15 protein-coding genes and 1 riboswitch are annotated in these 14,072 nt (G+C 58.8%); of the genes, 7 read left to right on the top strand and 8 right to left on the bottom strand.

Translation table 11 applies throughout. The features are described 5' to 3' along the window. Window positions 1-342 precede the first annotated feature (342 nt). Window positions 343-669 (bottom strand): cupin domain-containing protein, encoded by a 327-nt coding sequence (locus tag LVD11_RS12635; RefSeq protein ID WP_237059572.1) that lies wholly within the window; start codon window positions 667-669, stop codon window positions 343-345. 123 nt (window positions 670-792) lie between these two features. Beyond that, window positions 793-908: riboswitch (TPP riboswitch) on the top strand. Between the two features lie 55 nt (window positions 909-963). On the opposite strand from LVD11_RS12635, the gene LVD11_RS12630 reads away from it, so the two are divergent. The 5 genes from LVD11_RS12630 (at window position 964) to LVD11_RS12610 (ending at window position 6,493) form a co-directional block, all read left to right on the top strand. Further along, complete coding sequence (locus LVD11_RS12630; protein WP_237059570.1) at window positions 964-3,120, top strand: TonB-dependent receptor; 2,157 nt, start codon at window positions 964-966, stop codon at window positions 3,118-3,120. Between the two features lie 78 nt (window positions 3,121-3,198). Then, window positions 3,199-3,474, top strand: coding sequence for a hypothetical protein (locus tag LVD11_RS12625; protein WP_237059568.1), 276 nt, complete (start codon window positions 3,199-3,201; stop codon window positions 3,472-3,474). Further along, the gene (gene pnuC / locus LVD11_RS12620) at window positions 3,467-4,150 is read left to right on the top strand and encodes a nicotinamide riboside transporter PnuC (protein WP_237059566.1); all 684 of its coding nucleotides are present in this window, start codon (window positions 3,467-3,469) and stop codon (window positions 4,148-4,150) included. The genes LVD11_RS12625 and pnuC overlap by 8 nt, the downstream gene beginning before the upstream one ends. A 4-nt stretch (window positions 4,151-4,154) precedes the next feature. Beyond that, window positions 4,155-5,027, top strand: coding sequence for a choline/ethanolamine kinase family protein (locus LVD11_RS12615; RefSeq protein ID WP_237059564.1), 873 nt, complete (start codon window positions 4,155-4,157; stop codon window positions 5,025-5,027). Between the two features lie 338 nt (window positions 5,028-5,365). Next, window positions 5,366-6,493 (top strand): acyltransferase family protein, encoded by a 1,128-nt coding sequence (locus tag LVD11_RS12610; protein ID WP_237059562.1) that lies wholly within the window; start codon window positions 5,366-5,368, stop codon window positions 6,491-6,493. A gap of 59 nt (window positions 6,494-6,552) precedes the next feature. On the opposite strand, the gene dbpA is transcribed toward LVD11_RS12610, so the two are convergent. Beyond that, entirely contained in the window at window positions 6,553-7,956 is a 1,404-nt protein-coding gene (gene dbpA / locus LVD11_RS12605) for an ATP-dependent RNA helicase DbpA (protein ID WP_237059561.1), read from the bottom strand. A 170-nt stretch (window positions 7,957-8,126) separates the two neighbouring features. Here dbpA and LVD11_RS12600 point away from each other — a divergent pair, with 170 nt between their 5' ends. Continuing rightward, the gene (locus LVD11_RS12600; protein WP_237059560.1) at window positions 8,127-8,621 is read left to right on the top strand and encodes a SixA phosphatase family protein; all 495 of its coding nucleotides are present in this window, start codon (window positions 8,127-8,129) and stop codon (window positions 8,619-8,621) included. A gap of 745 nt (window positions 8,622-9,366) precedes the next feature. On the opposite strand, the gene LVD11_RS12595 is transcribed toward LVD11_RS12600, so the two are convergent. Then, a complete protein-coding gene (locus tag LVD11_RS12595; RefSeq protein WP_237059559.1) occupies window positions 9,367-10,185 on the bottom strand; it encodes a DODA-type extradiol aromatic ring-opening family dioxygenase in 819 nt (272 codons plus the stop codon). Window positions 10,186-10,292: 107 nt separating this feature from the next. Beyond that, complete coding sequence (locus LVD11_RS12590; RefSeq protein ID WP_237059558.1) at window positions 10,293-10,784, bottom strand: DoxX family protein; 492 nt, start codon at window positions 10,782-10,784, stop codon at window positions 10,293-10,295. A 162-nt stretch (window positions 10,785-10,946) separates the two neighbouring features. Here LVD11_RS12590 and LVD11_RS12585 point away from each other — a divergent pair, with 162 nt between their 5' ends. Continuing rightward, window positions 10,947-11,843 (top strand): LysR family transcriptional regulator, encoded by an 897-nt coding sequence (locus LVD11_RS12585; protein WP_237059557.1) that lies wholly within the window; start codon window positions 10,947-10,949, stop codon window positions 11,841-11,843. Between the two features lie 210 nt (window positions 11,844-12,053). On the opposite strand, the gene LVD11_RS12580 is transcribed toward LVD11_RS12585, so the two are convergent. The 4 genes from LVD11_RS12580 to LVD11_RS12565 all read right to left on the bottom strand — a co-directional run bounded on the left by LVD11_RS12580 (window position 12,054) and on the right by LVD11_RS12565 (window position 13,972). Then, complete coding sequence (locus LVD11_RS12580) at window positions 12,054-12,491, bottom strand: YcxB family protein (protein WP_237059555.1); 438 nt, start codon at window positions 12,489-12,491, stop codon at window positions 12,054-12,056. Between the two features lie 202 nt (window positions 12,492-12,693). Next, entirely contained in the window at window positions 12,694-13,056 is a 363-nt protein-coding gene (locus LVD11_RS12575) for an Imm41 family immunity protein (RefSeq protein ID WP_237059554.1), read from the bottom strand. 53 nt (window positions 13,057-13,109) lie between these two features. Next, window positions 13,110-13,574, bottom strand: coding sequence for a hypothetical protein (locus tag LVD11_RS12570; protein ID WP_237059553.1), 465 nt, complete (start codon window positions 13,572-13,574; stop codon window positions 13,110-13,112). An 89-nt stretch (window positions 13,575-13,663) separates the two neighbouring features. Continuing rightward, a complete protein-coding gene (locus LVD11_RS12565) occupies window positions 13,664-13,972 on the bottom strand; it encodes a DUF1272 domain-containing protein (protein WP_237059551.1) in 309 nt (102 codons plus the stop codon). Between the last annotated feature and the right edge of the window lie 100 nt (window positions 13,973-14,072).

Below are 14,072 nucleotides of genomic sequence, written 5' to 3'. Positions count from 1 at the left end.
AATAACTACAGACAGTGCCCGGAATGTAAGAAGCCGGGTGTTGGTGTCGAACTTCTGGAGGATGGCACTTACTGCGGGGCTTGCGGTTGCGCTGTTGTAACCAGCGTATTCTACTCGTCTGCCCTAAGTATAAGCATGGCCCTTCTTATCCCCATGTGCATGAACCATGGTCAGGTTACTGCAGGACTCTTAGTCTTATTATCTCTGGCTGTCAGGGTATTTTTCCTGGACAAAATCGATGCGCGGATTATGCCAATCCGTAAAGTTTAGTACCGATTGGATATAGCCATTTGACTTGCGTGGTCGAAAGCCGTCCCGGAATCCCCTTCTGCATTTAAAGACTCAAGTTGTACGGTAAAAAACCGCCAGCCACACCGTCTGCCGATCCGGGTCGGTCCAGCTGACGCGGTGGCGGACACGGGCCGGAATATCCAGGTAATCGCCCGCGCCCAGTACCACCTCGCGGCCGTCGGCAAAGGCAATACGTGCACTGCCCCGCAGTAACATTACCCACTCGCCCTCTTCCTGGTCATACCACTCTCCGGGCGGGGTAACCTGGCCCCGGGAGACGATACGCTCGATGCGCACCGGGCCGGACGCCAGCACGTCCTCAAAGACCTCGGCGTCGATGGCTTCCGGTAACTGCGCGAAAAAATTTCCTGGTTTCACAGCACTCCTCTCCCCATGGATGGCGCAGGGCGTATGCGGCCGCCCGGCTTCCGCGAGCGGCAATGAAGTGACTGGCGCCCTGCCTAATTACTAACCAGCGTGACTTCTGTTATGATCGCGCCCGCAACACCTTAGGGGTGGCTTCGGCCTGAGATGCGCGGTGATTGATAGTCACCAGGGCGCAAACCCTTGAACCTGATCCGGTTAATACCGGCGTAGGAATAGGTAAGTCAATCATCCTCCTCACGTCGCAGCCCGGGTCTCTTTCACTTCCGCTTTTGCCGAGAGAGAACCATGAATAACCAATACAGAACAAGACCCATCGCCCTCTCCATCGGGGTGGCAGTAGCCGTGGCCGGCAACCTGTCCGCGCTACCAGCGGCTGCCACCGAGTCCGGTGCCGGAGACCTGGAAGAGGTCATCGTCACCAGCCAGCTGCGCGACACCCGCCAGCTCGACTTATCCACCAGCGTCAGTGTGCTGGACAGTGCCACCATCCGTGCCCGTGGCGCGGACAACCTGGACCAGCTGCTCAACCTGGCTCCCAACGTCAACTTCGCCGCCGGCGCCTCCCGCGGCCGCTTTATCCAGATTCGCGGTATCGGTGAGCGCAGCCAGTTTATCGACCCGGTGAATCCGTCGGTGGGCCTGATCATCGACGGCATCGATTTCACCGGCCTGGGCCTGGCCGCCAGCACCCTGGATATGGGCCAGGTGGAGATCCTGCGCGGGCCGCAGGGCACTGTCTATGGCGCCAACGCCCTGGCCGGCCTGGTCACCATGACCAGCAATGCGCCCACAGACACGCCCATGGCCGAGGTATCCGCGGAGCTGGCCGAGTACAACGGCCGCACCCTGTCAGCCGTGGGCAGCGGTGCGCTTACCGACAGGCTGAGCTATCGCCTGGCCGCCCGCAACCAGCAGTCGGACGGCTATATCGATAACGCCCACCTGGGCCGGGAAGACACCAACAATATCGATGAGTCGATCCTGCGCAGCAAGCTGCGTTACCGGGCCAGCGACGACCTGCAACTGGATATCACCGCGCTCTATCTCGACGTGGACAACGGCTACGACGCCTTCTCGCTGTACAACACCCGCGAGACCCTGTCGGACCAGCCGGGCCGGGACCGGCAGGAGACCCTGGCCGGCTCCCTGGTGGCGCGCTGGTCCGGCAGTGAACTGTTCACCCTGGAATCCACCATCAGCGTGGCCGATTCGGATACCGAGTACGGTTACGACGAAGACTGGACCTATGTGGGTTTCCACCCGTGGGAATACAGCTCCACCGACAACTACCTGCGCGACCGTAAAAACCTGAGCGCCGACCTGCGCCTGTTGTCCACCGAACAGACCGCCTTGTTCGATGGCCGCAGCAGCTGGGTGGCCGGGATTTACCTGCGCGATGAAAGCGAGGACCTGGAGCGCAACCAGGGCTTCACCAGCCAGTTTGAAACCGCCAACCAGGCCCTGTACGGGCAGCTGCGTACCAGCCTGGGTGGGGCCTTCGCCCTGGTGACCGGCCTGCGGCTGGAGCAGCGCGATGCGGATTACTCCGATTCACTGGTGGTGGATGCCGGCAACAGCGAAAACCTCTGGGGAGGGGATATCACGCTGGAGTACAGCGGTATTGCCGATACCCTGGTTTACGGCACCGTGTCCCGTGGCTACAAGGCCGGCGGTGTCAATGGTCGGATCATCTCGGCCTCCGCCACCAACCCGGCTATCGGCCGTGATGCCTTCGAGTTCGACACCGAGCAACTGCTTAACTACGAGCTGGGGATCAAGGGCGCGTGGCTGGAGAATCGCCTGCAGGCGCAGCTCGCCGCCTTCTACCAGGACCGCAGCGATGTGCAGGCCAAGCAGTCGGTGTTCGACCCGGCCGATTTCTCCTTCGATGATTTCCTTACCAATGCCGCCGGTGGTGCCACCACCGGGCTGGAAGTGGAACTGGACTACCGCCCCACGGAGTTCCTGCGCCTGTTCGCCTCGGCCGGTTGGCTGGATGCGGAGTTCGTGGACTTCGTCAGCACCTCCCACGTGGATGCGCGGGACGACTGGAACGGCATAGCCCTGGCCCCAGTGGACCTGGACGGCCGCGACGTGGCCCACGCCCCCAACTACCAGTTCTTTACCGGGGCTGAATACGCCTTCACGCCCAGCCTGCTGCTGCGGGTCGAGGTGGAGGGCAAGGATTCCTTCTACTTCTCCAACAGCCACGATGAGAAATCGGTTGCCTACGAGCTGCTGAACGCGCGCCTGACCTACCATGGCGACAGCTGGGAGGCGTCCCTGTGGGGCCGCAACCTCACGGACGAGGACTATTACACCCGGGGCTTCTACTTCAGCAACCAGTTCGGCAACAACCCGGCCAATTTCTACGCGCCTGAGCCCTACTACCAGTTCGGCGAGCCGCGGGTTGCGGGTATTTCCGGTACCTATACCTTTTAAAATTTACGCACCTTTAAAAATGTACGGGCGGCCGTTGGCCGCCCAGGATTTCGGGGCCATGATTCCCGGAGGCAGCTTATGAAAATTTCCGTCGAGATCAGCAAGTACCCGCTGAAGGACGAGTACATCCCCGCAATCCAGAACTTTATCGACCGCCTGAACCGTCACCCCGACCTGCGGGTAATCACCAATACCATGAGCACCCAGGTGTTCGGCGACTACGACCTGGTGATGGATACCCTGAAACAGGAAATGCGCGCGTCCTACGAAAATTTCGGTCGCGCAATTTTTGTGTGCAAGTTTATCGACGGTGACCTGGCCCCGAGTGAAACAATAGGTGAGCAGGATGCCTGAGCAGGATATAGGCAGTGCCATAACTGCTTCCCTGGGGGCGATGTCCCTGTGGGAAATCGCCGCGGTCATCCTCGCGCTCGCCTACCTGCTGCTGGCCATGCGCGAAAAGATCAGCTGCTGGTATGCCGCGTTTGCCAGTACCGCGATTTACCTGTTCCTGTTCTGGGACGTGAGCCTGCTGATGGAATCGGCGCTGCAGGTCTTCTACCTGGCGATGGCGGTTTACGGCTGGTGGCAGTGGCAGCATCACCGCGACGGGCAGCGGGACCTGTATATTCATCGCTGGACGCTGCGGCGGCACCTGCTGGCCATGGCCGGCGTGGGCGCACTGACATTCGTCTTCGGCTATTTCCTGCAGGCCAACACCGACGCGGCACTGCCCTACCTGGATTCCTTCACCACCTGGGGTGCGGTGCTCACCACCTTCATGGTGACCCGCAAGGTGCTGGAAAACTGGCTCTACTGGATCGTGGTGGATGGAGCCTCCATCTACCTGTACCTGGACCGGGAGCTGTATCTCACGGCGCTGCTGTTCCTGCTGTATGTAATCCTTGTGGTGATCGGCTTCTTCCAATGGCTGGCCATCTACCGGCAGGAAAAAGCTACCGGCCAGCACGGGGAAGACCAGGTACAAGCCGCCCAGCCCGGCTTCAACCCGGTGATGCCGGAACGGTAATGGCATGCGTATGACCGACAACACCAGGGTATCAGCGGACATCATCCCCGCCGACTGGGAACACTGGAGCAGCGTCCCTCCCACCGTGCTCAGTCCGCTTACGGGCGGCCTGACGAACCGGAGTTACCTGCTCGCGTCCGGCAATGACAGGCTGGTCTTGCGGAAAAACTCCCCGATCAGTGACACCCTGGACTTGGACCGCCGGGCCGAGGCGATGGCGATGCAGCATGCGGATCGCTCTGGCCTGTGCGCGCCATTGGTCTACTGCGACCCCGGGCACCGGTACCTGGTGACCCGATTTATCGACGGTGAGTCCTGGCACAGGCAGGACCATGGGGCCTTGCGACAGCTGGCGAAGCTGCTGCGCAGTATTCACCGGCTGCCATCCATCGGCGCCCACCTGGATATCGAAACCAAGGTGGCGAGCTACCGGGAATCCATCGATACGCACGCAGAATTTTATCCGCAGTTGCAGGCTCTGGATGCCAGGATCAAGGGACACCTCGAGGATGCCAGGTTACTGGCCGACGGCTATCGTCTCTGCCACAACGACCTGTCCCCGGCTAACCTGATAGACACGCCCGGCGGCGGCTTGTATGCAATCGACTGGGAGTACGCCGCCATGGGCGACCCCTTCTACGACTTGGCGGTAATAGTGGAAGAACATGCGTTCAACGAACAACAACGGCGGCTGTTGCTTGAGGAATACCTGGAGCGGGAAGTTCAAAGGGAAGATGCGCAGCGGCTAGAGCACTGGTCTGCGATTTATGGTTATCTGTCCATGCTCTGGTATGCGGTCCAGTGGAGCTCCGGCCAGGTAGCGCCACATATCAAGGATGAGATCCTCGCCAGGGCCCGCAGGTTTTTAACAGCCTGAAATATCTCGCCTGTAGACTTAAAGCCACCGTCCCGGAAAAATGGGCAGTGGCTCACCGCGTCCCTTCTTAACCCGCTTTCATCCCTCCCTGTCGTCCAGAAGTGGACACAATGCAGACCCCCACCGTAATTTGAGCAATTGCATTGTGGAGCCGTAGGGCAAAGCCTGACCCGGCCTCGGATCTGGCATAAAAAGTTAAGCTTAGTGCTGACGGAACCCGCCACTGCTGCACTCATTGCACTTTCCACCAGAAAAATCCAATAAAAACTGAGCTGGACTTATAAATGGGAAGCATAACAACAACACCTGCGTCCTCTGTGCAGGTTTCCGCGTCAGCGATGGAAAACAGGATCCTTGCACTGGACGGCCTGCGTGGCCTTGCGGTTATGGGAATGATCCTGGTGGTCAGCCCCGGCTCCTGGGGCCATCGCCTTTCCATACTCGATCACGCGCCCTGGCACGGCTACACCCTGGCCGACCTGGTATTCCCCGCATTCCTCTTCGCAGTGGGTGCCGCCATGGCCCTGGGATTTCCCAGTGACCGCCCAATCGGCCAGCATGCAGGAAGGGTCGGCCGCCGCACCCTGTCGCTGATCGGGCTGGGGCTGCTGTTAAACCTGTTACCTGCCTTTGATTTCGCCAACCTGCGAATTCCCGGTGTTTTGCAGCGAATCGGCCTGTGCTACGCGCTGGCCGCGACAATCATGTTGGCGACGGCAAACCAGGCAGGCGCAACCCGGCACCTGAATATCAAGGGCCTGGTACTGGTAACAGTCGCCATATTGGCGGGATGGATCCTGGTGTTGACCTTTACCTCGGCACCGGGTTACCCGACCGGCTCGGTCACGCCGGCAGGAACATTGGCCGCATGGGTGGATCGTCAGGTCTTCACCGTGGCGCACCTGTGGCCCTACGGCACCAATGCAGCCGGTGAGGTGGTGTACGACCCGGAGGGACTGCTGGCGAGCCTCCCCGCCACCGCGAATGTCCTGATCGGCGCGATATTTGCGCACTGGCTTGGCCGGGCACCCTCAAGCAGGCAGCTGAAGCTGGGTATCGCAGCCGGGTTTGCACTGGTCTGCATCGGCCACTTGCTGGATCCGTTCTCTGTGATCAACAAGCGGGTCTGGACCTCGACCTTTGCGATCGTATCCAGTGGCTGGGCGGCGATGGCTTATTGTGTGTTGTTCTTTGCGCTGCAGGCCGGAGTGGGACGCAAGATACTGCAGCCTGTGTTGATCCTTGGCAGTAACGCCATCCTCGCTTTTATATTGTCCCAGGTCTTCCTTGCCTACTCGGGCACCCCGATCGGCGGCACCAGCCCGCAGAACTTTGGCTTCCAGATTGCGTTGTCTTTCGTCAGCAACCCGTGGGCGGCGTCAATACTCTGTGCTTTCGGCATACTCGCCATCGTGACGCTGTTGGTGTGGCCGTTAAACCGGAAGGGAATTTTCCTCAGGCTGTAAACCTGCTGTACGGACGGCGGCCTGGCCGGCCGTCTGTCAGCGTGTAGCCGGAAATAAACTTATACACCCACAATCCGGGCGCGGAACTTGCGCCCTTTTATTTTGCCATCGGCCAGCTTGCCGAGCGCCTTCCTGGCAACCTTGCGCTCCACTGCAACAAAGGTGGAGAAGTCGAATACGCGGATCTTGCCGATCTGTGTGCCGTCGATACCGCCGTCGCCGGTCAGGGCGCCGACTACGTCGCCGGGGCGCACCTTCTGTTTTTTGCCGCCGTCGATCTGCAGGGTAGACATGACAGGTCGGGTGGGTGCGAATCCCCGTGGCAGCTCCGGGATTTCCTGCAGGGTGATCGGCTGCCCCATGAGCTCCTCCAGCCGCTCCACCTTGTAGATTTCCTTCTTGCTGACCAGCGTCAGCGCCAGGCCCTTCTGGCCCGCCCGGCCGGTGCGGCCGATGCGGTGCACATGCACCTCCGGGTCGCGGGAGAGGTGGTAGTTCACCACCAGCGGCAGCTCCTCGATATCCAGTCCCCGCGCGGCAACGTCGGTGGCCACCAGGATCGACGCACTGCCGTTGGCAAACAGGGCCAGGGTGCGGTCGCGGTCTTTCTGCTCCATATCCCCGTGCAGCGCCAGCGCTGCGAAGCCGGCGCGCTTCAGGGTCTGCGCGGCCTCGTCGGTTTCCTTCTTGGTGTTGCAGAAAACCACCGCGGAGGAAGCATCGAAGCTGGCCAGTAGCTGGTACAGCGCCGCCGGCCGCTGCTCGTTGTTCTCCACCCGGTAGTACTTCTGCTCGATGGACCCCTGGGTGTGGGCCGTGGCCACTTCCACCTTCACCGGGTCGCGCAGGACCCGGGTGGCCAGCTGGTCTATGGACCGGGGGTAGGTGGCGGAGAACAGCAGTGTCTGCCGCTGCCGTGGCAGTTCCGCGACTATCTGGTCCAGCACCGCCTGGAAGCCCATGTCGAGCATCCGGTCGGCCTCGTCCAGCACCAATGTCTGTACCTCGCCCAGGTCCAGGTTGCCCTTGCGCAGGTGGTCCTCGATGCGACCGGGCGTGCCCACCACAATGTGGGCCCCGTGCTTGAGGGAGCCGATCTGCGGCCCGAACGGCATGCCGCCGCACAGCGTCAGGATCTTGATGTTGTGAATGGCCCGCGCCAGCTTGCGCAGCTCCTGGGCCACCTGGTCGGCCAGCTCGCGGGTGGGGCATAGTACCAGCGCCTGCACCCGGAACCGCTCTGCCTGGAGCTTGTGTAGCACGCCCAGGCCAAACGCCACGGTCTTGCCGGAGCCGGTCTTGGCCTGCCCGATGACATCTTTGCCGTCCAGGATCGCCGGCAGCGCGGCGGCCTGGATCTCGGTCATCTGGGCAAAACCCAGGTCCTGGAGGTTCTTTAGCAGGGCGGGCTGCAGCGACAGGGACTGGAAATCGCGGGGGTGGTCAGAATCTGGGGTGGTCACGACGGGCACTCAATGGGTGAATAGCGGGGGCATTGTAGGTAAACGGGGGCCAAGTTCCTATCGGCAGCAAAACAAAGTCACCCTCGCTGCCATCAGTGGTTTCTCACGCAGTGGTCTTTCCCGGATGTTCGGCCAATACTGCGATGACAGTACGCGACCCGGGCCCGCCCATGAAAAAGCTGACGTTGATACGGCACGCCAAATCCAGCTGGGACGATACCAGCCTGGACGATTTCGACCGCCCCCTCAACGCACGTGGCGAACGTGACCTCCCGGCCATGGCGAAGCGGGTGCGCGATTTCGGGCTGGTGCCGGACCGGCTGTTGACCAGTGGCGCAGTCCGGGCGCTGACCACGGCCCGGGCTGTCGCCGATGCGCTGGGGCTGGAGCCGGATCAGGTAGTGGTGCAGCCGGAACTTTACGCATGCAGCTACCAGTCACTGCTGCATCAACTGCAGCGGCAGGGCGACCGCTGGCAACACCTGATGGTAGTCGGGCACAATCCGGGGCTGGAGAGCCTGGGTTGCTATCTTACCGGCGAACGGCTGGCCAAGTTTCCCACCGCCGCGGTGCTGCATATGCGCCTGGGCATTACGCGCTGGTGCGAACTGGTGGAATCCTGTGGCAGCGTCGAACTGTTCGACTACCCGAAGCTGCATCGATAGAGCTTAAAGTTTTGATCCGAGGTCTATAAAAGCCTGTAACAGGTTCACAAAAAAGTCGCCCGCTATTCCCCAGTAAATGGAATCAAGCCGGCTTTATAATGCCCGGTTCGCCGGATCAGAAGCTGCGAAACTCCCGTTCCGTTCATATTTGTCGAAACCCTGTTCTGACCCGGTTATGGCAGCCGCGTTCATTCCTGTGGTCGGCCCCACCTTCCGGTGACCTGCAGTGCGAAACAGCCCTCAAATCTGACAAAAAACGGGAGGGATGATTAGACCGCCAGCGACGCCGGCCAGTAAAATAGCCGCCAAATTTATTTACCAGGGTATTTCAATGAAACTAAAAATCGCCGCTATTCTTTGCGCAGCAGTCTTTCTCAACGGCTGCGAAATTATTGGCCCCGGTGTGAAACTTGAGCCCGCCAAGGTCAGGGTTCCCGGTGTTGTGGTTGGCGGAAAGCAGAGACACTGTCCCCCGGGCCAGGCCAAGAAAGGCAACTGCTAAACCTGTCCTGCAGGTCGGGGTAAGGCGCAGGATCAGCGCCCGCCCCGCTCAGCCCGGAACTGGTCCAGCTCGGCTTGCGCACTGCGCCCAGCCCAAGCGTCACGATGTTCCCCTGCCCGATAGAACCTCCTCCTGCCAGAGTGGCCGGCAGCTGCTTGCCTAAACAGGCAGTCGTTTAGCCCGAGATAGCGAAAACCTCTCACCATCGGCCTTCAGGAAATTCTCAACCTGTGCCTGCAAGGGCTAAAAGGAAGAGCCGCGTTCCCAGTGGAACATTCCCGATTTTTTGCCGAGAACTGTTGCCGGGAGGTAGCTGTCACTGACCCTGCCCGCCAGTCCGTAACACACGTGCAGCGGCAGCAGGTGCTCTTCCCGGGGATGGCAGAACCGGGCGTGGGGTGCGCGTTCCCAGTGGGCCAGGCGCTCGGCGCGTTGGGGTTCCGGCATGGTGGGATCGGTGCAGGTCTCGTGCAGCCAGTCCTCGAACGCCAGGTTGCGGGCCTGGATCCCGGGACTGTCGGGCGCGAAGAACGCCCGCATGTTGTGAAACGAGAAGCCGGAGCCGATCACCAGCAGGTTGTCATAGTCCAGCGCCTGCAGGGCCCGGCCGATGGCGAGGTGCTCGCCTGCATCCAGGCTGTTAACCAGTGACAGCTGCACGCACGGGATATCCGCGTCGGGATACATCAGTTTCAGCGGCACGAACAGGCCGTGGTCGAAGCCGCGTTGATGGTCGAGCCGCGCCGGGATACCCGCCTCCTCCAGAACCTGGTGTACCTGGCCGGCAAGCGCGGGCTCGCCCGGGCAGGGATACTGGATGTCGTAGGCTTCCGGCGGAAAACCATGGTAGTCATAGATCAGGGGAGGGTTGGCCCCGGCGGTGATCGTCGGCACCGGCTGCTCCCAGTGGGCGCTGATCACCAGTATTGCCGAGGGATTCTTCAGCCTGCGGCCAATGTCGGTGAGGCGCTGCACCAGCTCCCGGTGCGCCGGGTCTCCCAGCAACGGCATTGGCCCGCCGCCATGGGAGATGAACAGGACATTGCTACTCGCAGTAGGCATGGACTCTTCTCCGGTCATTATTTGTATACAGGGCACCGCTAGTCGTGGTCAGGGCACTCCCCCCGGCGGGGGAGTGCCTGTTTGAGCAACGGTAACTGGTGCTGTGATCAGGTCGCGCGCGCCTGCACGGCAACCGGCTGGCCGTTCCCGGCACCATCGACGCGTTCCAGCAGCAGGTTATCGAGAGCGAAGCGGCCGCCGCCCTGGATGGCCAGCGCCACACTCACCACCAGCAGGGTCAGGGCGTACTCGTAGCCATTGTTGGACATGAACAGGCCGTTGCCGATGTGCACCGCGAAGGTCGCCACCAGCATGGTCGCGGCACTGACCAGTGCCGCCGGGCGGGTCAGCAGGCCCAGCGCCAGCGCCAGGCCACCGAAGAATTCGGCACTGCCGGCCATCAGCGCCATCAGGTAGCCCGGCTCCAGGCCGATGCTCGCCATCCACTGGCCGGTGCCTTCAAGGCCGTAGCCCCCGAACCAGCCGAACAGCTTCTGGGTGCCGTGGGCCGCCAGCACCAGCCCCACCGGTACCCGCAGTACCAGGGCGGCGAAACCGGCGTTGGATTGAAACAGGGTCCGTGCGAATTGATTGTTCATGGTGGTCACCTCAAGTCTTGCTCCGGTTGGGTTGTCCCGAGGCCCCTGCCCCGGGGGATGTGTGCACTCTACTCTCGCCAAAACAGCAGACTAAGTTGGCCAGTGTTGCTTTATTATCAATGCAATATTGATAATCACGAAAACGCACAAGAGGGATAACCCATGGACCGTATCGATGCCATGCGGGCCTTCGTCACCGTGGTGAACGAGGGCACCTTCACCCGCGCCGCCGACCGGCTGGAGATGTCCCCGCAGCTGGTCAGCAAATACGTGTCCCAGCTGGAGCAGCACCTCGGCGTGCGCCTGCTGAACCGCACCACTCGCAAGATCCACCTGACCGAAGCGGGCGCCAGCTACCACCAGCGCGCCCTGCAGATACTCAACGACATCGAGGAGATGGAAAACCAGCTGGGTGACCTGCAGACCCAGGCGCGCGGCCTGCTGCGTATCAGCGCCCCGGTTTCCTTCGCTATCCGCCACCTGGCGCCACTGCTGACCGATTTCCAGACAGCCCACCCCGCCGTCGACATCGACCTGCAGCTGAACGACCGCAAGGTGGATATCGTCGAGGAAGGCTTTGATATCGCGCTACGCATTGGCCACCTGAAAAGCTCCTCCCTGATCGCCAGGCAGATTGCGCCGGTTCGACTGGTCATGTGCGCCTCTCCGGGCTACCTGGACCAGCACGGCACACCTGCGCGACCGGAGGCACTCCGGGACCACCGTTACCTGCGCTACAGCTACATGGAGGCGGATGCCGACGAGGCCGTGTATCGCGGGCTGCGCAGTGCCGGAAGCCACCTGGTCAGCAACAACGGCGATGTACTGATGCAAGCCGCCATTGCCGGTGCCGGCATCGTCCTGCAGCCCACGTTCATTGCCGGCTCGACGATCCGGGAGGGGAAGCTGCGCATCATCCTGCCGCAGCACGAACCGGAGCCGATGGCACTCTATGCCGTGTACGCCCACCGGCAGCTACTGGCAAGCAAGGTCCGCAGCTTCGTGGAGTTCATGGAAGGCTATTTCGGCGATCCGCCTTACTGGGATAGGTTTGAATGACCGGGCCTCTGCGACCTGGGCAGCACCCGCACTGCCCACGGGCCAACAAAGGCGATTCCTGCCCTTCAATCGGCTATCCCCAGGGCAGCCACAATTTTGCTGGCAGCGGGAGCTGTGCGGCTATTGGAGGTTCAATCCTGCGAATGGGTTAAGTGTCCAAACTTTACTCGGTGTCAATATTGATACACAAAAGCCACGTGGGTTTGGACGTTAGCTGGATAAATCTGTTGCGTTTATTTTAGAGTCAACGTAGTCATAGAATTTTCCAGAGTCTTCAAGTTGAGAGATTGGAAATATATACGCATAGGCATTATCCAGGAATAAATAGATTGCCCCATCTGTTTTTACGGCTCGTTTTATCACGCTCCAGTTGTGAGTGGCACTATAACCTTTACCCTGGCTGTGAATCCCCTTCTCATCAAATTCAAATCGATGCTCACCGATAAACATGCCTTCCTCTGAGGGAGCACATAGCTTTTTAAGCTTAAGTCCCGCAAGAATGACCTGTGTAAATATCAATATGAAGAAAAAACCAACGATTCCAGCGGTAGGCCAGCTAAATTCACTACCACCCTGAAAGAATGTCAGGAAAACCAGCGCAATGATGAACCACAAGATGACATTAAACCAAGGATTTTCGTGCCACATCTTTGTCGATCTGCAAAGGTCTTTCTCCAGGAACGATTGGAATTTCTCCCAATCGTCTCTCTGATACCTAAAAACTTGCTCCATATTTCCTCTAAAATCTAACGGCTTGAATGCCGGGTTGTTGAAGTTGGCGGCTTTTTGGAGAAAAATGCCAACTTCGTCATGTCGGAGTGCTTTGAATTGTTAGTAGTGGTCTGGACAGCTAGTAACCAAGGTACTCTTTATTGGGCATTTGACCCTTAAAGAAGCCCTCGAATATTAACTGTAAGCGCTCGCGCCGTTGATATAACTGATCCCGGTTGATGTTCTTTATTTCAAATCCATCGTCCTTATCAAAGTGACAGCCAATGGACTGCGACAAATAACTATAAATCCGCATTGCAGGCCAGACCACTTCTCGTGGAATAACACTTTGGCCTGAGTGACGTTCACACTCATCGTAGAGGTAATTTTCCAGTTTATAGTACTCGTCATCATCCCACGCCTGGTTCTCGTGAAAGATGGCTACGAAGGAGCCTTCAGAGTAATCATTACTCCAGGCAAAGTTTCTATTGATTTCGTTCATACTTTCCTAGTGCAGACGTCCGTCATCATGCAATCTCCGCATACATGGCATTGTCAGGTTTTCTTGTATTTTCGCTTATATTTCATAACCAGGCTCGCATCACCGTTGAAGGTCACAAATTCATCATCGGATATGAACAGAACGTGCAACCACTCTTCTTGGTAGCCTGGATGGTTAATACCAAACTCTGGCATAGGTTTAACATAGTGCGACTGAGCCAAACATCCGTTTTCTTTTAATTCCCATCTATCGCGTGGACATTCCCACCTTGAATCCAAGGATTTTGAAGGCGCTTCACCACTTGGCTTAATTGTTATTTCGGATGCAATAGTTCCGCTAGTGGACTGCCCTTCACCCAGAACCTGGTCACAAACCCATTCACCACAAAATTCGGCAAAGCGCTCTGGCGATCTACCCTGGGTACCAATCAAATCTCTAACGTATCGAAAAACTGCCTGACGATACTCGCCAGGTAAGTCTTTATGGTCAATTTTTTCAGTATAAAACTCTGAGGTCACCTTTCCCCCCTCCTAAAGCCAATGCCCAGCGAAGTGTCGTGCGCTGGCAGGTCCTAACTGGCTCGCCTTGTTATGTGAGGTTATTTTTATCATCTGTCTTCTGATGCAATATGCTTGGCTGTAGCTGAAAATTCTTTCAACTCATTTATGCTGTACTTGGTAGTGACCCTTTTTTTAGATGGGGGTTGGTGCTCAATGCTTAAGCCTGCCCGTCTTGCAACTTTAGGTCTAACAGGTCGAGGCGAAAAGCCTCCCCCGCAATTAGGGCAAACATTTTCCAAAATGTCATCCACACATTGCCTGCAAAATGTACACTCGTAAGTACAGATCATTGTCTCGACTGAATCCGGAGGTAAATCCTTATCACAGCACTCACAATTTGGCCTGATTTCTAGCATTGTAAGTAGACTCCTTGACTTAGTGGTCTTACCCACAAAAAGTAGACACTCTAACTACGCGCATTTGCGCTCATACTCTGCCGGGCTTACATACCCAATC

It is taken from the genome of Microbulbifer sediminum, from assembly GCF_021729035.1.
GTDB lineage: Bacteria > Pseudomonadota > Gammaproteobacteria > Pseudomonadales > Cellvibrionaceae > Microbulbifer > Microbulbifer sediminum.
This window is presented reverse-complemented; position numbering and strand designations above follow the sequence as displayed.